Genomic DNA, 18,169 nt, shown 5'->3' with positions numbered 1-18,169 from the left:
AAAAAGTGCCTGACAATGAGGGCGAAGCAACTTTTTTGCGAGATAAATCAAGAAAAATGTGGCCTCACCTCTTGACAAAAGCGAAATACGTTGTACTTTTGTCGCACCATTCGCTGCTTCGGCGGCGTACCTCAAGCGAGAGTAGCTCAGTTGGTAGAGCGCGACCTTGCCAAGGTCGAGGTCGCGAGTTCGAACCTCGTCTCCCGCTCCAAAACAAAAAAGACGCTTCCTAAATGGGGCGTCTTTTTTGTTTTTTGCCTGTTCAATACGTGGGCAGGGAAACAGGTAGACATGTATTTAGCTTGATAAATAGTGTCTACTCTTTTAGCGATGTGGCTATCTTTGCGCAGACATTTTTTGCATGCGAAGAAAGATATCGGACTAGGAGTTTAGCGAGGCTGTAGCCCAAAGCTTATCAATAGCACAAGTAATCGTGCGGTTAGGGCTAGTACCCGCGGGGGGCAATTATAAGACGGTGCAAGCGCGTATCGATAAGTTAGCCCTTGATAGAAGCCATTTTACTGGTAAGGGCTGGAATGTGGGCGACCGTTTTCGAAGCTTCGGGAAAACGTTTCAACTAGTTGATATCCTGATTAAAGACTCAGCTTATGCCTATACCCACGGCCTGCGTAATCGGCTGATAAAAGAAGGATATAAAGCAGAGGAGTGTGAAGTTTGTACCTTAAAGATGTGGCGTGATAAACCTATTCCGTTGGAGCTGCATCACATTAATGGCGTAAATAATGATCATAGAATAGAAAATTTGCAGTTACTTTGTCCTAATTATCACGCTCAGACAACTAGCTATCGGGGCAAGAACCAGGCAAAAGCCGGAGTGGTGGAACTGGTAGACACGAGGGACTTAAAATCCCTTGCCGAATAGGCGTACGGGTTCGATTCCCGTCTCTGGTACTTTAAAAGCCTTCTGCCAACTGTGCAGGGGGCTTTTTTGCTTTATATCAGAATCAGTAGGTTGAAATGCGCCCGGTAGCGTACCTTACTTTTATGATTAGTGTTGGGTGCCTTACTTGCGCCTAAAGGCAGTGCTCCACTTGTATGACCGCAGATTCTGTTGACTATCAAGCCTTATTCGAAACGCTGCCAGGTAGCTATCTGGCTTGTAGTCCTGAATTGATTATTGTAGCGGTTTCGGCTGGGCTGGAAAGAGCAACCGGGAAAGCAAAGGAGCAGCTTCTGGGCAAACCATTAAAAGAGGTTTTGCCCGAGGAAGGAAGCGCGCGGCAAAGCCTGTATGCATCCTTACGTCATGTGCTGGACCATCACGAGGCGCATGAGCAGACGCTGGTTTCGAACCCTGTAGTTGCAGAGCCCGACGATGCGACGAGTACCAAGAACAGTTGGCACAGCCGGGCGTGGCCGGTGGTAGGCGCGGGGGGCAAAATACGCTACGTTCTGTATAGTGTGGAAGCTGGGCCGGCACCTGCCTCGCACGAAAACACCAGCCAAACGATCCACTGGAAAAGCGCCGAGACAGAAACGGTGCAGAAGCATCAGCGGCCAGTAGTATCCGACCAGCAGCTACAGCAAATCTTACGGCAGGTGCCAGCTCAGATAGCCACCCTTTTAGGCCCTGATCATGTGTACGGCTTCATTAATGAGCAAGCCCAACAACTGTTGGGTGAGGCAGCAACGCTCGGTACGCCAGCTGCTATAGCTCGCCCTTCGCTGGTTGATTCTGGCTACATCCGCTTGGTAGACCAGGTATATCAGACGGGAGTACCGTTTGAGCTGAGTGAAATGCCCACCGAGCAGCCTGCTTTGGCAACCAACTCCCCCGGTGAAACTCTGTATTTTGATGGAGTGCTACGTCCCCTCACCGACGATAAGGGACAAACGCAAGGTGTATTGGTATTTGGAATAGATGTAACGGAGCGGGTGCGAGCCAAGCAGCGCGCGGCTGAATTGATGGAAGAAGTACGCTTTCAGGACCAACAATTTCATCAGGTGATGGAAGCCCTGCCCCAAATGGCCTGGGTCTCACGGCCTGATGGGGGCGTAACTTATTACAACAAGCGTTGGTACGACTTTACAGGGAGCAATTTTGAGGAGATGCAGGACTGGGGCTGGGAAGGATTTGTCCACCCCGACGACCTTGCAACCACCGTGCAGCGCTGGCAAACGGCCGTGAGCCAAGGAACAGTGTTTGAAACCGAGCACCGCTGGCGTGATCGGCAAGGAGGCTACCGTTGGTTTTTGGCCCGCGGTGAAGCTATTCGCGCGGCTAATGGCAGCATATTGCGATGGGTAGGCACCAATACCGATATTGATGAGCATAAGCGCTTTCAGCAACAGCTAGCGGCAAAGGATGAGCAGCTCCACCAGATTCTGCGCCAAAGCCCGGCCCTCATTGCCACGCTCGAAGGCGCTGATCATCGCTATGCATTCACCAATCCGGGGTACGACCTATTGGTAGGCTACCGGGCCAAATTGGGCAAACCGGTGGCTGAATGCTTACCGGAGCTAGTAGAGCAAGGTATTATCGATAAACTCGATAGCGTATACCAAACGGGTGAATCGGTGGCTAATCTCCAAACCTACCTTGAATTGGTAGATCCTGTGAGTGGTGAGCGCCGGCATATGTATCTTGATATTACCTACCAGGCTCTACGCGATGGTGGGGGGCAAATTCAGGGAGTACTGGCCTTTATCGTGGAGGTGACCGAGCAAGTGCGCGCCCGCCAACGGACTGAGGCTTTGATGGAGGAAGTGCAGGCGGGCTCCTTGCAGCTAGTACAACAGCGCGAAACATTTTATCAGCTTTTCCAGCAAACCCCGGCCAGTATCGCCATCCTGCGCGGCCCCGAACACCGCTTCGAGTACTTCAATCCTAGGTTTCAAGAGCTGTTTCCGGATCGGGAACTGATGGGGCAAGCCATGCTTGAGGCGCTGCCTGAAACCGTAGAGCAGGGCTTTATGGAACTGCTTGATCGGGTGTACCACACGGGCGAAACTTTTTTTGGGAATGAGTTGCCGTTTCAGGTATATGAGCGGTCTGGTAATGGCTCCAGATCCATCTATTTCAACTTTACCTATCAGGCTTTCCGGGAAAATGGAGTCACTGTGGGCGTTGCCGTATTTGCCTACGATGTAACGGAGCAGGTCAAAGCACGCCGCCAGACCCAGGTGTTGCAGGCCAAAATGAGTCGGCGCGACCGGGAGCTGCGGATGATGGCCGAGAGCCTGCCACTTATCACCTTCGTGACCGAAACCGACGGGCGGCTAAGCTACATAAGCCCGCAGTGGTTCGCGTATACGGGTATGGGTGCTGACTCGGCTTTGCAGAGCAGTTGGGCTGATATCGTCCACCCCAACGATCTGGAGGCGCTGCAAAAAGAAATACAAGTCGCCACCAACGAGTTGCGGCCGTGGCGGTGTGAGTTTCGCATGCTCCGTCACGATGGGCAGTACCGCTGGTATCTGGGGCAGGGCGTCCCCGACCTGGACGTGACCACCGGGCTGCCGCGGCGCTGGTATGGCTCGAGCACCGACATTCACGACCTGCGCGACCTGCAAGACCAACTGTTGATTAAGGATCAGCAACTGCAGCAGATTCTGAGTCAGGTGCCGGCGTACATTGCCACCGTAACGGGCCCCGAACACCGCTATGCCTTTGTCAATCCGGGCTATAACGTTCTCATGGGCGGGCGCATAAAACTTGGCCGACGAGTGGCCGATTTACTGCCGGAGCTAGTGGAGCAAGGGTTCGTAGCGCTGTTGGACGAGGTGTATACTTCGAAAAAAACATACATAGGGCGCGAAACACCCATCACCTTATTTGATCCTGGAACTGGCGGCAACCGGGAATACTACCTCGACTTTGTGTACCAACCGTTGTACGATGCGAAAGGGCAGACTCAGGGTATTCTCGGCTTTGGCATTGATGTGACGGAGCAGGTGCGGGCCCGCCAACAGACCACGGCGCTGCAAGCGGAGCTACGGGGCCGCGATGAGCAGTTCCGCTTCCTCGCCGAGAGTATTCCCCAAATTGTGTGGACAGCTGCGGCCGACGGCGAAGTAGACTACTTCAATCAGCAATTGTGGGATGCCACGGGCTTTCATCCGAGTGAAAGTTTGGGTTCGGTAGCGTGGCTGAATCTTATTCATCCCGACGACCAGCAACGCTCCCAGGCAGCTTGGGCAGAGGCTGCACGCACGGGGGGCAAATATGAGATTGAGTACCGGTTTGTATCGCGCCAGGGGGGGTACCGCTGGTTTTTGGGCCGAGCCGAGCCCCTGCGTAATACCGCCGGTGAGGTGATAAAGTGGTTTGGATCGTGCACCGATATTGATGATTTCAAGCAAGCACAACAGCACCTGCAAGCGCAAAACGCTCAATTGATTCGCATCAATCAAGACCTGGACAACTTCGTCTACACTGCTTCGCACGACCTCCGGCAGCCCATTTACAATATGGCGGGCATTTTTGAGGAGCTAACCCGCACTACGCATTTCAACGACCCCGACACGGCCGAGCTGATTGCCATGTTTGAAGAAGCCCTACAGCGCATCTATGGCACCATTCAGGACCTGGCCGACCTAGTGCAGGTGCAGCGCCGACACGAGCAGGTTCCCGCCGAGGCTGTGGACGTTAAGTTGCTTGCGCAGTCGGTTATTCGCAGTATGCAAGAGCAGGTAGAGGAAGTGGGGGGCAAATTTGATCTGGATACCACTGCCGTGCCCACGCTGTGGTTTGTGCGTAGCAACTTGCAAAGCGTGCTCTATAATCTGCTCAGCAACGCGCTGAAGTACGCTATGCCCGGCCGGCCGCCCCACATCCGGGTGCGCACCGATTTAATCGACGGCGTTCCCGTTCTCACCATATCCGACAATGGGTTGGGAATTGACATGGTCCGCCATGGTGCGGAGCTATTTCAAATGTTTCGGCGCTTCCACGACCACGTAGCGGGCTCCGGCATGGGCTTGCACCTCGTCAACCGGATTATTCAGCAGGCTAGCGGCCATGTGGAAGTGGAAAGCACCGTGGGCGAAGGCACTACGTTTCGGGTATATTTCAGTCCGCAGCAACAAGTGCGCAGCGCCAAATAGGTGAGGAGTTTAAGAGAAAATATGGGCGTAGATAGACTAAGGCAGCAAAACCGGAGTTGTAGTACGCTCCCGACCGCAAAATGCTTCGGCCGCTAAGCATCCGAATCACTACTTTTAAGCCTTTCCTCCTCGCTCTCCCCTATGGCCGCTCCCGATTCTACCGCCTCCGCCGCCGATCAGCTTGCTTATTACCAGGATAAAATTAAGCAGGTGTTTGCCGAAGTAGGCAAAGTGGTAGTAGGGCAGCAGTACATGGTCAATCGGCTGCTGATTGGGTTGTTTACGGGGGGGCATATTTTGCTGGAAGGCGTGCCTGGTCTGGCCAAAACGCTGACCATCAGTACGCTTTCCAAAGTGCTGCACCTGCATTTTCAGCGGGTGCAGTTCACGCCCGACTTGTTGCCCTCCGACCTGGTCGGCACCATGATTTACAATCAGAATCAGTCGGAGTTTCAAGTTAAGAAAGGGCCTATTTTCGCCAATTTAGTACTGGCTGATGAAGTAAACCGCTCCCCAGCCAAAGTGCAGAGCGCCCTGCTCGAAGCCATGCAGGAAAGACAGGTCACCATCGGCGAGACCACCTATCCGCTTGATTTGCCTTTCCTGGTGTTAGCTACGCAAAACCCAGTGGAGCAGGAAGGTACATATCCGCTGCCTGAAGCTCAGGTCGACCGCTTTATGATGAAAGTGTATGTCGATTACTTGAAGAAAGCCGATGAATTGGAGGTGATGCGCCGCATGGCCAACCTCAGTTACGTGGGCGATGTCAGCCCAGTGCTTACCAAGGAAGACGTGTTCGGCGTGCGTGGCCTTATTAATCAGGTCCAGATTTCGGAAACCTTGGAGAAATACATTGTGGAGCTGGTGTTTGCTACCCGCAAGCCCGCTGAGTACGATTTGGCCGAGTTTGCACAGTACGTGCAGTTTGGCGTGAGCCCACGGGCCAGCATTGCTTTGCACCGCGCCGCCAAAGCCGTCGCCTTCTTCGACAGCCGCGACTACGTATTGCCTGAAGACATCAAAGAGGTAGCCACCGATGTGCTCAACCACCGCATTTTGCTCAACTACGAAGCCGAAGCCGATGGCATCCGGACGCAGGATTTGATTGAGGCTATTCTGAAAAAAGTGCCGATCAGCTAGTTCCACGTCTAAACCCGCCCTGCCACACTGTGTCTCGCCTTACCAAAACCCTGCGGGCGCTCGGTAGCCTTGTGCGGAATCCGTGGTTGCTCAACCATGTACTAGCCGCCGATGAAGGGGCGTGGCAGCGCCAGTTCCTAACCCACGCCGCCGGCCGCCACGGCCTGACAGCGCAGGGGTTGCCGACAGTAGCGCTCACGTCGTTTTTGCCCCCCGGCGGCGATACAGTGCAGCCGTTTGCCTTTCGCGAAGGTGGCTCGCTACCTACCGACCTGGCTTTGTTGCGTGGTCTGGCCCGTTCTATGACAGGTTGTCGCTACTTCGAAATCGGGACGTGGCGGGGCGAAAGCGCGGCCAATGTGGCGGGGGTAGCCAAGTTGGTTCATACGCTCAACCTATCGGCAGCCGAAATGAGGGCTATGGGTTTGCCGGCGCGCTACGCCGAGCTACACGGGTTTTTCTCGAAAGACTTGGCTAATGTGCACCACCTCTATGGCAACTCCGCCACTTTTGATTTGGCGGGACTGGGCCAGACTTTTGATTTGATTTTTATCGATGGTGACCACCACTACGAAGCAGTACGCACGGATACGCGCCGCGTGTTTGAGCACTTAGTTCATCCCCGCACGATAGTCGTGTGGCACGACGCGGCCCGGCAACCGGGTCAGCCACGCTGGGAGGTGCTGGCTGGCATCCTGGCCGGACTGCCCCCCGACGCTGGGGGGCAAATAGTGCAGGTATCGAATACGCTCTGTGCTATGTACTTGCCAGAACCGCTACTTGCGACTGTCCCCGATCCGCTGGCGGATCCAGTGCCCGCGTTTTCGGTACATATTCAGCCTCAGTAACTCGGTGAAGAAGGCGTAATGGTGCTTAATGAGCTGACGAAAGACCTATTTAACGGCTACTTCTCTTGTAGGCTCGACTTTGCTTTTTTGAAGGCGCAACAGTTGAATAAGGTAATGTAGCTCAACTTTTCCGGGCAATAATTCGCTTAGGGGTAAACCGTTGGCATTTCGGAAAGTGCGCAGCAGATACGCGGTCGAGAAGAGGTAAGACAAGGTCGCTGCCGTCGCTGCTCCTTCAATTCCCCACTGGGGAATAAGTAGCCAGCACCCTGGAACCGTGACAAAAAGCCCCCCAATGGCCGCCGCCGTATTAACCTGATAGCGTCCTAAACCGGCAAAGTAGGAGTTGAGAATAATGCTGACCGCCATGGCTACTACTCCCGGAGCGAGGAGCAGAATAACAGGTCGGGCTTCCCCAAAATCTGCCCCAAACACGGCGGCCAGCGCGCTAGCCGGCAGCAGGCATAACCCCAACACTATAGCCGTCGTGCTCAGCAATGTGAGGCGAACACCGCGCAGGGTAGGAGCCACCTGAGAGCGTTTGTCGGCCGCATAAATCAGGTCGACATATTGGCTTTGCGAAGCACTACGCGCAATCACCCAAACCGCCTCCGTAAGCGCGACCCCCACCGACAACACTCCTACGGAATGGGTATCAGCATAATAGGCAACAAAGTAATAGCTGAGACGGAAGTTGATGAAAGATAAGATGTTGGACAAATGGGCAGCGCGGCTGTGACGCGCCAACTCGCGGGCCGAAGCGCGTAGCCGACGGCTCATCTGCCAACGGTCGGCTAAGCGGTAGAGTAACACCAGGCTCAGTAGAAAAGGAATGCCTTGGGCAACATAGGCAGCGTAGTAATACACCTCAACTGCGTGCCATTGGCCCAGCGTAAAAGCCAACAGGAGCAAGCCGCCCTGCAAGCCGGTAGCTAATAGCAGCAGCGAGTTGTACGTGCGCTCTTGTCGTCGCCCCAGCAATAGCCCGGCGTTTATCAGAAAAAATGCCTGCAACAGACATACGCCCCACAAATGCCCTACGTAGCTGAAGGGTACTGCCCGCCACACCCAAATGCCCGCCGCGCCTATCGTACACACCATGGCCGCCCACATATAAGCCGGTATCAGCAGGTTCCAGACGTTGCGGCGCGGTGCCAGATATATAAGCGAAACGCCACCTACTAGCCCAATAAACAGCAATAGCAAAGCGCAGTCGGTTACGAAAAGGCTGACGGCGCCGCGGCCGGCTGCCCCTAAGTAGCGGGCTGTGAGCCACACAATACCAAAGCTGCCTCCGGCCGTTGCTAGTCGCGTGACTATATTTTGGAAGACCCGCTTCAGCATGATACAAGCGCTGAAGGAGTGGTGAGTTGCACCGAATTTTGCCCCCCAGCGGGCCGCAGTATGCTTGCGTACAAAGCTGCGAACTGGCTGCCAATTCGTGCCGGACTACAGCGAAGCTCAGCATCGTAGCGAAGCAGGTCGGGCTCATAAGTTGCGCTGCCGCTCAATACCGCTACTAAAGCCGATGCTAGGGCAGTTTCATCATCAGGAGCTACGAGTAGGCCAAAGCGGCCGGATGGTTGAAACAGCTCCGGCACCCCGCCCGTGCGCGTGGCCACCACGGGACAAGCACAGGCCCGAGCCTCCAACAATACACAGCCAAAGGTTTCAGCGCGGCTAAAGGAAACTAGCGCCGTGGCACGTCGCATTTCGGCGGCTACGGCGGCATGCGAAAGTTTACCTAAGAAAGTAACCGTGCCATTGGTGAGCAACCCCAGTTCCTGGGCCGTACGACGTACGCGCACTTCATCGGGGCCATAGCCAGCTAGGCGTAGGCGCAGGGTGGGCCAGGTTGAGCGTAAGCCAGCCACTACCCGCAGAATGCCAGTTAGATTTTTAACGTCTTCGTGAAAAGCGGCCACGTGCAAAAGCGTGTGTGGCGCACGCGGTGCGTCTGGGGGGCAAAAAAGCGCCGTATCGACTACGTTGGCAATAACTACGCTAGCGTCATTTCTGAACCCCAGGTTTCGCATAGCTTGTTGTAGCGCCTTCGATACGGTATGCAGGGCAGCGGCGCGGCGCACAACGACCCGCGTAAGCTGCTGCCGGAGCCAGCCGATAGAATGAGCCCGAAATGGCAAATACAGCGTCCAATGTTCCGTAATGATGTAAGGAATTCCGTAGCGCCACCGCCACCATAAAGCTGTTAAGCCTGTGCGTAGTAGCACATGCACGTGCACTAAGTCAGGATTTGCCCCCCAGCGTTGTACCACCTGGTTGTAGCCTTGCCCCACGCACCAGTAATAGAGCAGCAGCTTCAACAGCTTATCTAGGATAGGCAACCCACTGGGCCGCGCCCGATAATAGTAGCGTAGCACCGGCACAGCCGCGTTTAATTCCTCCTCGCGCTCAATCCAGGCTGTTAACGGACCACTGGCTACCGTTGCGAATACGACCGCTACGTCCGCGTGGGGCGCGATAGCTGCTACGTGGCGCGCTACGAAGTCACCATCTTGGTCATCGTAGCGGTTGGGGTACCACTTGGGCAGCATGAGTACGCGCGGCTTCATGGTGACTAAGCTAAGGACTATTTATCGGCCTACTAATCCATAAAAAAAGAAGCTCCGGTAGGAGCTTCTTTTTCACGAATAATTTACCAAATAATGATAAAGGATAAGCTTAGTAATCGGTATTCTGAGGATCAAAATTTGTCCAGCCAGCTAGCCAGTTATCAGCTGAGGAACCGGAGCCGGAGAACGCGCCGATGTACTCTACCTTGGTGAAAAAAGCATCCGAAACCTTAGCATCCGTAAAGTTGGCAGGGGCAGCTGGTGCCGTGGCCGGGCTCACCGTCACGATTGGGGAGGCGGTGCGGGGCAGAAAGCTAGGCGCAGTCAGATTGAAAGGATTCAACAGCTGCACATTGTCGGCGGTAGTGTAGCGACGGTTGCCGTTAGCTTTCAACCACGTAAGCGGCCCAACAGCTGAACCCCAGGCGGCTGAGTCGGAGCTCATGGCATTGTTGGGCGTCAGATTGCTCGGGCCACCCGCTGGGCCAACATAAATAATGTCGCGCTGTCCCCGCACGGAGTTGGAGTTGGTAAGCGAACCAGCTACCAAGTTGTTCTTGAACACTAGCTCATTAGCCGCGATGCGGGCCGCCGTTACACCATTGTCAATCAGCACGCCGGTTGGGTAACCGATAATAACGGAGTTTAGAATGCTGGTAGAAGTGTTGCGGCGTAAATGGGCTCCGGCGGTGTATTGGTTGCTGATGTTTCCTATTCCGTTAGGGTTTAGGAGAGGACCAACGGCCGTAATGTTAGAGAAGACTGGTGCAGTCCGGGGCAGGTTATTGGAAGAATTTCCGTCGTTATCCGACTCGAAGGCTTTCGAACCCGATTGGTCGGCCTGCAGTGGGTCGCGCAGGGATACCCCAAACTGCACTTTGCCTGAGTAGCCAAAGTCGGTATCGAAGTCGTCATCAAAGGCGCGGTGCGACACCAGATACTTCGCGTTCACGGTGCCCCCAAACCATTCAAAGGAGTCATCGCCATTGTAGCTGATTTGGATATGGTCGATGGTGGTGCCACTGCCCACGCCGGCCAAGGTAAGACCGTTCACTTCGTTATTGGGCGAGAAGGCGATGCCGCTGAATTCGATGCGCACATACTGTAGCGTACCGGAGTTGTCGGCAGTATTGGTACCTCCATAACGGGTAGTAGGGCCGCCTTCAATAATAGGGCGGTCAACGGGGTTTACGGGCGCGTTGCCAGCAATGATAAGTCCACCCCAGTCGCCGTAGTTACGGGAGCCTTTGGGTTGGTTTGAGGTAAAGACGATTGGCTTAGCGGCTGTTCCTTTCGCTTCAATTTTGGCCCCCGGCTCAATTATTAAAGCGCCTTTGGTGTCCTTATCTCCTTTGATGATGGTGCCAGGCTCAATGGTAAGAGTGGCGCCGCTGCGCACATATACGAACCCTTTGAGTAGATATTTATTTGTCGCTGTCCAGGTGGTGTTGGTGGTGATTTCGCCCTGCACATCCACCGATTGGCCAGTGGGCGGGGTGACGGGAGGCGTTGTGCCGCCGGTGCCGCCCGTGGGGGCGGATTTGGGGCTGGTGTTGTGTTTTCCTTCTCGCAGGCTGCCAGAGTCAGCATCAGTGCTGCCGAGCAGGCCAGCGGGGTGATGCGTAATAGCTTTTTCTTACTCATACAAAAGGTGAATTGTTGGCTAATGGGAGTTAGATAAAGCGTTTGGGAGACTAGGGGAGGGGAGTGCGGGGCGCTTTGCCATCGAGGTTGAAGCGCAGGCCAACGGTATAGTATGTGCCGCGGCGGTAGCTGCTCAGGGAAGGATCGGCGTCTACCTCATACTTCTTGTCGCGGTTGAAATCCTGGAGCAGGTTCACGCGCTGATTGAACACGTCTTGAATACCAGCGTTAAGAGACCAGTTTTTGGAGATGGCCTTCGTAAGCGTGAGGTCTACGGTGTGGCGCGGCATCTCCACAACATCGGGGTACTGGTCGCTGCCAGCAAACAGGATGCGGGGGCCAAATACGTTATAGAGGGCGGCTAGCTGCCAGGTGTTATCCGTCGTTTGGTAATACAGACCCGTATTCACCACATAAGGCGATTGACCTTGCAACGCCCGCTTACGGTCCCAGGCAACTACGTCGGGGCCTAGTTTTACCTCGCTTTTGATCAGCGACGCATTGAATACGGCCGTCAGATTGGTGAAGGCATTAGTGCTGAAAGCCTCATCCAAGAAGTTTAGGTTCTTCTTGATGTCTAGTTCCAAGCCGTAGGCATAAGCACTTGGCGCATTAGCGAAGGAGTAGGCTAGGTTGGACGTAGCAACTACAATGTTCTCAATCGGATTGCGGAAGTTCTTATAAAAGGCCCCCACGTGAATTAGCTCCCCATCGGAAGGGTAAAATTCATAGCGCAGGTCCACGTTGTCGATGGTGGCAACTTTCAGGGGGCTTTCTGGGCTTAGATACAGCGACCCGTAGTTGAGGACGTTGAAATCGAAATCGTAGTAGAAGAACGGTGCCGACTCGCGAAACTCTGGCCGGTTCAGGCTACGACCATAAGAAGTGCGCACCAGGCTTGTTTCCGAAAAGTTATAGCTCAGATTGGCTGAAGGCAGCAGGAAGTTGGTGGTGTAGTTCTGGTTTACCGGCTGCCCATTCAGACCAGTCTGAATTTTCTGCACGTTGCGTTCAAATCGCGCTCCGGTCAGCAACTTAATCTTTGGCGTCACCGGCACATTCACCGATAAGTAGCCGGCCTCCAGCTCATTGCTAGCTCCGTACTGATAAGTAGAGTTGATGTCTTCATCCAGGCGAAAACCGCCTGATGCGATGTTCTGGGGGCAAATATGTTACCGATGTGCTGGTTGCGGATTGTCTGATCGGTGGCGGTGCTGTTGAGCGAATAGCCAAAAGCCCGCGCCTCAAAGTTCCGGTCGCGATACTCCAGATACGTACCTGCGCCTAGCTCCACTTCCCGCTCACCCAGCAGTAGTTTGTGCTTGCCGTTGACGTTGATGGTGTAGATGTCCTCATTCAGCTTCTGAAACAGACGACCTGCATTATTCACGTCTACCTGACCAGCGGCCGGCGTCAACACCGTCTCAATAGGAGTTTTCGACTCCGTGTTTCCCGCCGGCTGAACAGAGTAAGCTACCCGACGTAAATCGGGCTCGTTGCGGCTAGAGTAACCGTAGCCACCTACCCATTCGAGGCTAGTCTTTTCGTCGTTGAAGCTATGCGTGCCTGCCAGTTGGCCCGTGTAAGTGGTGCGGCCCTGATAGCCCATCGCGTAGCTTTTGCGTACCTGCGTGCCTTCATTATCGTAACCGTCGCGGGTAGTGAGTTGGTTGCGACCAAACTGATTGAAGAGGTTGCGAAACTCTAGCTTGTCCCCATTGTCGAGCATGAGGCTGAAGTTCTGCACTGCTCCCAAGCGGACGTTGTTGGTCGATTGATCATCGCGCAAACGGTCCGTGCGTTCACCGCTGGCATCATACACATTGCGGTCGATGCTGTAGTTCGTGAACGTATTAGAGTAGTTGAGCGAGGAAATACTACCGATTTCTAAGCCACCTATATTAATCTGATCCAGGTAAGAGGCGTTGAAACGCACATCCGGCATCGCCCGGGTTTTGAAGATCGGGAAGGTGTTGTCCAGTTGTTTCGCGTAGAAATCACGCTCGTACTGCTGGTAGGCCGAACCAAGTACCGGGAAGCCTCTCGGTAGCTCTCGCTGCCAAGCCCCAAAGCCCAGCCAGTCGGTATTGCTGCCCTTATCGGTATAAAAGGTGTTACCAGTCGTGCCGTTGCGGTAGCCGCCGGAGTAGTTCACCGTCAGCAGACGCTCATTGAGTACCGGCTTGCGCAAGTACACTTTCACCAAGCCGCCCGCGAAATCACCGGGTAGCTCCGGCGACGGGTCTTTGAAAACGAGTACTCGGTCGAGCAACGCACTCGGTACAATGTCGAAGGAAAATGATTTCTTGTCCGTCTCCGAGCTGGGGGCGGTTACATCGTTCAGCCAAACTGAGTTATATCGTTCACTCAGACCTCGTACCTGAATAAAACGATTATCTACGATGGTCACGCCCGGGATTCGGCGCACCACCTCAGCGGCGTCACGGTCTTGGGTTTTTACAATTTGCTCCGAGGATATACCGCTTACTACCTGAGTGGCCTCTCGGATTTCGGATATAACGGATACCTCCGTATTGGTGCGCCGCACGCCCCGCACAACTACTTCTCCGAGCTGTTTGGTGTCCTCTTCTAAGGTCGAGTTTACCGTCGCTGTTTCACCCGCTTTCACTACCACCTGCGGTATTTCGCGGTTTTTGTAGGAAACGGAAGTAATAATTACTGTGTAGGTGCCAGCGGGCACGTTCGAGAGAATGAAGCTACCGTCTACATTCGTTTGCTCGGCTAGCGTCGTGCCTGCCAGCCGGACTGTTCCGCCAATAACTCCTTCCTGGGTTGTGGCGTCCTTTATGGTGCCTTTAAGGATACCGTTTTGGGCAAACCCTACTGTTAGGGTAAAAACGGTGAAGAACAGGGCTATAAAAGCCTTTTTTGAGCAGATGTTTCCCATATCGGCCACAAAAGTACCGGGGGGCTATTAGCTCAATATTTCCTGCATGTTATATAATCGTTAACCACATCTGCTACTAGCCAATGAGTCGTTTCCATATCTCATCGTCATCCTTAATCTGAAGCAAGTCTCTAAAATAAGGTTTCTGAACTAGATGGTACCAGATAGAAAATCAGGAAGTTAGTAACGGATTGGTGCTGCCAATAGCTAGCTGGGCATCAATAGTGCGTTCTTTACATTTGTTCTCATTCATTCTTTTCTCCCGATTCTCCATCTATGCTTCAATCCATGACCGGTTACGGTATCGCGCGCCGCGAAACCGACCACTATTCGGCTACCGTTGAAATCAAATCGCTCAACTCTAAAACCCTGGACCTGAGCCTTCGTTTGCCGCGCTTTCTGCAAGACCGAGAATTAGAGATTCGCAATCTGGTGACCAAAAGTCTGGTGCGGGGAAAGGTGAATCTGAACTTTGACTTTGCGCGCCCTACCGCTGTGCGTAGCACTTCAATGGTTAGTCGGCCGGCCTTGATGGCGGCATTTGAAGAATTGAAAGCTGCTGCGCAGAACTTAGGCGTTCATGCTGGTGAGGAGACGTTTTTGGCCGCTTTGCGTTTCCCCGGAGTAATATTGTCGGCTAGTGAGATGCAGGCTGAGCCAGAAGAGGAAGTCGCCTGGGAAGAGTTATTGCCCTTAGTGCATGAGGCATTGGAGCATCTCAACCAGTTTCGCCACAATGAGGGACAAGCGCTGACTATCGAAATAGTCAGTTATGTCGATCGTATCCGTATCCTGCTCGCCGACATAGACCGGCACGATCCTACACGCATCGAAAACGTGCGTCAGCGCTTACAAACTCATCTTGGTGAGCTAACCAAGCATGAGCATTTCAATGCCATCCGCTTTGAGCAGGAGATACTCCATTATATAGAGAAGCTTGACATTGCCGAGGAGAAAGTCCGCCTCATTAGTCACTTACATTACTTTACTGAAACCGTCTACTTGCCCGAACTCAGCGGTAAAAAGCTGGCGTTCATTGCTCAGGAGATGGGCCGCGAAATAAACACAATTGGCTCCAAGGCTAATGACTCAACAGTGCAGCATTTGGTCGTTAGTATGAAAGAGGAGCTTGAAAAAATCAAGGAGCAGATCAACAATATTCTTTAAGAGATTTAGAACTATTGAGGAGTTTGGATACATGTAATTGCACTTTTATAATATTTATTAGTATATAAATTTACTAATAATTAAATGAATCATAATAGACGATTTATGACAGAGTTAAAAAATTTATTAATGGTCAAATCTTTGTTTAAAGCACAATTTCGAAGGTTACCTACTTGAATAAGTTCTAATAACATGCCTTTAATAATTATTTTTCCATGAGAGGCTTGCTTCTTCATAAATGGTTCGTAAATTGTGTTATCCAAACAGAGTTACTTCTGATTTCACGGATAAGTGCTCTATTTTGAGTTTCACATTTTTTCGGTTCAAGGCTATGAAAAAAGTCTTACTATTACCTGTTCTGTGCCTCTTCCTGCTCCTGACGGCAGCACGGCCAGCCGCTGAAGTTGAGCTAATCAAGAAGCGTGTATTAAGTGAGCGAGTTGAGATCCTGATTCCAAAAGGATTTGAGGTAATGAGCGAGCAGCAGATGGAGTTCAACTACGCAAAGTCGCAGAGCCGGCCGAGCATGATCTTCACTAACAGCAAGGAAGCTAGCCTAGCCTTCAACTACACCGATAATGCCGCCGATCAGGATATGATCGAGATGTATGCGGCTACGTTTTATAAAACCTATACGAAGCAGTTCAAAGACGCCAAATGGTTTGAGAATGGCGTGAAGGAAATCAACGGCCGTAAGGTTGGCTACATGGAGCTGATGAAGCCCGAGCTAGGCCATGAGGTTTACACCCTGATTTTTTTCACTGACGTGGAAGACAAACTGCTCATGTGCACTTTCACCTGCGCTGACCGTCAGAAGCCAGAGTGGGAAGCAGTGGCCAAGCAAATCATGGCTTCTGTAAAAACCAACTAGTACGCCTGTCGGCTTACGTATAAAGAACGCCGCCGCTCGGCTGGACTTGCACAATGTGAGTCTAGTCGAGCGGCGGCGTTCTTTGCTTTAACAATAGCTAGATAAATCGTTTGGTTTCTAAAGAAGCATTAGCTCTAGCAGCATGAGCATAATACCAAGCTGCTGAAGCTTTCATTTGTTGTTCTTGAGTGTACTTCGCGTTATTCCGCAGTAGCTCCCAGGCTATTCAAGAACGCGCTTACTAAACCAAAAACTCCAGTAAAAGCAGAGAGGGGCAGCGTCTCAGCACGATCTTCCACATCATGGTACGCTTTAATCCCACCTCGGGTGTACAGGAAGAAGGCAGGTACACCACGATCTGAAAAAGGGAAATGATCGGAGTTGGCTGCGCGGCCTCGGGCAGCAATGTCCGAAACGAAGTGATGCTTTTCGTTGAGGCGCGTTAGTGATTGGTAAGCAACAGGCAGCAGACGGCCATTCACTACAGTTAGGCCCTCATCACCAGTGCCCAGTAAGTCTAGGTTGACCAAAAATTTGATGTGCGTGAGTGGGACCAAAGGATGCTCTACAAAGTAGCGCGAGCCAACAAGTCCGGCTTCTTCTGCCCCAAACGCAATAAATACGACGGAATATGCGGGCCGATTAGCCGGTTGCGTGTAATATTCGGCTAGTTCCAACAGCATAGCTGTACCACTGGCATTGTCATTCGCACCCGGAAAGTAGGCCTGCTTACCCATACGCCCTAGATGGTCGTAGTGAGCAGTAACAACGAGAAACGAGTCGGGCTGGACGCGCCCAGGTATATAGCCCACAAGGTTTTGACTACGGTAATCGCGCTGAAGGTGAGCATCTACCTGAATCGTAGCCTGGGGGGCTTTTTTGGGCCAACGGTCAGCCAGAACAAGCAGGCGAGGCTGTGGTTCCTGTGATGCGGCCAGGAAGGCCGTAAGCTTGGAAATCAATGTCAGGCGGGCAGCGGCTTGGTTTAGGTGTTGGGTGAAAGCGTCGGGGAGGGTGCGCAGGCGGTCTGCATCGCGCTGGCGCAGGACCACAATTTTGCCCCCCAGATTCTGTTCCAACCAACGTTGCCCGGCGGTTTCATGGGTGAAGATAAGTGTATCTAAAATCAGAACAGGCCCCGAAATGCGGCCTCCACCGGAGGTAGGCTCAGCAATAAAGTCGACACCGGGGCGTAGATTTTGCCCCCCAGCCTGAAGCCGTAATGCTCCGGGGAAGGTATTGACATCAAGGGGGAATTGTTGGATGAAATCAGGCGCTAATGGCTGAAGCTTGAGCTGCCGGAAACGCTGGCGCAGGTAGTGGGCCGCTTTCTGATCTCCTTGCCGCACGTACCCTCTACCCTGCATATCCGGCCCCGTAAGACTGCGAATAGTCTGGCGGACACGTTCCATGTCCTGTGCCAAACCCGAGGCAGAATCATACAACCAGAGAAACGCCAGAAGTCCTATGTGCCGCGCACGCACCATAAACAGAGAGGCATTTCGTCGTCGGTTAGCCAACATAAGTAGCGTTTAAATACTGCTGACTTAGTCCTGATGCCCCTATCCTGTCCAATGTATAGGAAAGTAGCAGGGCATTTATTTCATCCAACGGCCAGCAAAGTGCGCGAAAAAGCCCCCCAGTAAGGCGCCGATACTGTCGCTGAGCAAATCCGACCATTCACCGTGCCGACCAAGGTTCATGCTGGACTGCAGAATCTCAATCAGACCGCCAAAGAGCGTGCTTCCAATAATAACTATGGGCATAGCCATAGACTGTAGCTTTGGAAAGCGACTCTGCCGCCGGATGGAGAAAAAGGTGAGCAACGCCAACACCGCAAATACGAATGCATGAGCAGCCGTGTCGAAAGAGAGTAGCTCCCAACGCGGCGTGATCGGCATATCCTTGCTCGGAGTAAGAGTCAGAAGCAAAATGAACGCCGCCCACGTCC

Annotated in this window: 12 protein-coding genes and 2 tRNA genes; 7 read left to right on the top strand and 7 right to left on the bottom strand. The window is 53.1% G+C overall.

The window, feature by feature from the left end; translation table 11 throughout:
• Positions 1-135 precede the first annotated feature (135 nt).
• The 5 genes from G7064_RS09595 to G7064_RS09575 all read left to right on the top strand — a co-directional run bounded on the left by G7064_RS09595 (position 136) and on the right by G7064_RS09575 (position 7,055).
• A tRNA-Gly gene (locus G7064_RS09595) sits at positions 136-211 on the top strand.
• Positions 212-829: 618 nt separating this feature from the next.
• A tRNA-Leu gene (locus G7064_RS09590) sits at positions 830-912 on the top strand.
• Positions 913-1,056: 144 nt separating this feature from the next.
• Positions 1,057-5,067: a PAS domain-containing protein gene (locus tag G7064_RS09585; RefSeq protein WP_166073390.1), complete on the top strand. Its 4,011-nt coding sequence runs from the start codon at positions 1,057-1,059 to the stop codon at positions 5,065-5,067.
• 141 nt (positions 5,068-5,208) lie between these two features.
• Entirely contained in the window at positions 5,209-6,207 is a 999-nt protein-coding gene (locus G7064_RS09580) for an AAA family ATPase (protein WP_133271545.1), read from the top strand.
• Positions 6,208-6,236: 29 nt separating this feature from the next.
• Positions 6,237-7,055: a class I SAM-dependent methyltransferase gene (locus G7064_RS09575; protein ID WP_166073389.1), complete on the top strand. Its 819-nt coding sequence runs from the start codon at positions 6,237-6,239 to the stop codon at positions 7,053-7,055.
• 45 nt (positions 7,056-7,100) lie between these two features.
• Here G7064_RS09575 and G7064_RS09570 read toward each other — a convergent pair whose 3' ends face one another.
• From G7064_RS09570 to G7064_RS09550, 5 genes are all read right to left on the bottom strand, one after another.
• Complete coding sequence (locus G7064_RS09570; RefSeq protein WP_166073388.1) at positions 7,101-8,399, bottom strand: lipopolysaccharide biosynthesis protein; 1,299 nt, start codon at positions 8,397-8,399, stop codon at positions 7,101-7,103.
• Positions 8,393-9,628, bottom strand: coding sequence for a glycosyltransferase (locus tag G7064_RS09565; RefSeq protein ID WP_166073387.1), 1,236 nt, complete (start codon positions 9,626-9,628; stop codon positions 8,393-8,395). The genes G7064_RS09570 and G7064_RS09565 overlap by 7 nt, the downstream gene beginning before the upstream one ends.
• 109 nt (positions 9,629-9,737) lie before the next feature.
• Complete coding sequence (locus G7064_RS09560; protein ID WP_205711198.1) at positions 9,738-11,099, bottom strand: T9SS C-terminal target domain-containing protein; 1,362 nt, start codon at positions 11,097-11,099, stop codon at positions 9,738-9,740.
• 223 nt (positions 11,100-11,322) lie between these two features.
• Positions 11,323-12,330: a TonB-dependent receptor domain-containing protein gene (locus G7064_RS09555; RefSeq protein WP_240935846.1), complete on the bottom strand. Its 1,008-nt coding sequence runs from the start codon at positions 12,328-12,330 to the stop codon at positions 11,323-11,325.
• 2 nt (positions 12,331-12,332) lie between these two features.
• Positions 12,333-14,180, bottom strand: a complete 1,848-nt coding sequence (locus tag G7064_RS09550; protein ID WP_166073386.1) for a TonB-dependent receptor — start codon at positions 14,178-14,180, stop codon at positions 12,333-12,335.
• Between the two features lie 276 nt (positions 14,181-14,456).
• On the opposite strand from G7064_RS09550, the gene G7064_RS09545 reads away from it, so the two are divergent.
• Together G7064_RS09545 and G7064_RS09540 are read left to right on the top strand one after the other, a co-directional pair.
• Positions 14,457-15,347 carry a YicC/YloC family endoribonuclease gene (locus G7064_RS09545; protein ID WP_166073385.1) on the top strand — a complete coding sequence of 297 codons (891 nt, stop codon included), beginning with the start codon at positions 14,457-14,459 and terminating at the stop codon, positions 15,345-15,347.
• 331 nt (positions 15,348-15,678) lie between these two features.
• Positions 15,679-16,218: a hypothetical protein gene (locus G7064_RS09540; RefSeq protein ID WP_133271551.1), complete on the top strand. Its 540-nt coding sequence runs from the start codon at positions 15,679-15,681 to the stop codon at positions 16,216-16,218.
• Positions 16,219-16,418: 200 nt separating this feature from the next.
• Here G7064_RS09540 and G7064_RS09535 read toward each other — a convergent pair whose 3' ends face one another.
• Together G7064_RS09535 and G7064_RS09530 are read right to left on the bottom strand one after the other, a co-directional pair.
• Positions 16,419-17,741 (bottom strand): M28 family metallopeptidase, encoded by a 1,323-nt coding sequence (locus tag G7064_RS09535; protein ID WP_166073384.1) that lies wholly within the window; start codon positions 17,739-17,741, stop codon positions 16,419-16,421.
• Between the two features lie 75 nt (positions 17,742-17,816).
• Positions 17,817-18,119: a VanZ family protein gene (locus tag G7064_RS09530; RefSeq protein WP_166073383.1), complete on the bottom strand. Its 303-nt coding sequence runs from the start codon at positions 18,117-18,119 to the stop codon at positions 17,817-17,819.
• Positions 18,120-18,169 lie beyond the last annotated feature (50 nt).

The sequence above is a fragment of the Hymenobacter sp. HDW8 genome (genome assembly GCF_011305775.1).
Lineage (GTDB): Bacteria > Bacteroidota > Bacteroidia > Cytophagales > Hymenobacteraceae > Hymenobacter > Hymenobacter radiodurans.
The sequence above is the reverse complement of the archived record's forward strand: the minus strand, read 5'-3'. Positions and strand labels throughout refer to the sequence as shown.

Excerpts from the sequence above, each read along its gene's own strand:
- G7064_RS09540 (WP_133271551.1), top strand. The coding sequence starts at position 15,679 with ATGAAAAAAGTCTTACTATTACCTGTTCTGTGCCTCTTCCTGCTCCTG.
- G7064_RS09545 (WP_166073385.1), top strand. The coding sequence starts at position 14,457 with ATGCTTCAATCCATGACCGGTTACGGTATCGCGCGCCGCGAAACCGAC.
- G7064_RS09550 (WP_166073386.1), bottom strand. The coding sequence starts at position 14,180 with ATGGGAAACATCTGCTCAAAAAAGGCTTTTATAGCCCTGTTCTTCACC.
- G7064_RS09535 (WP_166073384.1), bottom strand. The coding sequence starts at position 17,741 with ATGTTGGCTAACCGACGACGAAATGCCTCTCTGTTTATGGTGCGTGCG.
- G7064_RS09530 (WP_166073383.1), bottom strand. The coding sequence starts at position 18,119 with ATGCCGATCACGCCGCGTTGGGAGCTACTCTCTTTCGACACGGCTGCT.
- G7064_RS09565 (WP_166073387.1), bottom strand. The coding sequence starts at position 9,628 with ATGAAGCCGCGCGTACTCATGCTGCCCAAGTGGTACCCCAACCGCTAC.
- G7064_RS09570 (WP_166073388.1), bottom strand. The coding sequence starts at position 8,399 with ATGCTGAAGCGGGTCTTCCAAAATATAGTCACGCGACTAGCAACGGCC.
- G7064_RS09580 (WP_133271545.1), top strand. The coding sequence starts at position 5,209 with ATGGCCGCTCCCGATTCTACCGCCTCCGCCGCCGATCAGCTTGCTTAT.
- G7064_RS09585 (WP_166073390.1), top strand. The coding sequence starts at position 1,057 with ATGACCGCAGATTCTGTTGACTATCAAGCCTTATTCGAAACGCTGCCA.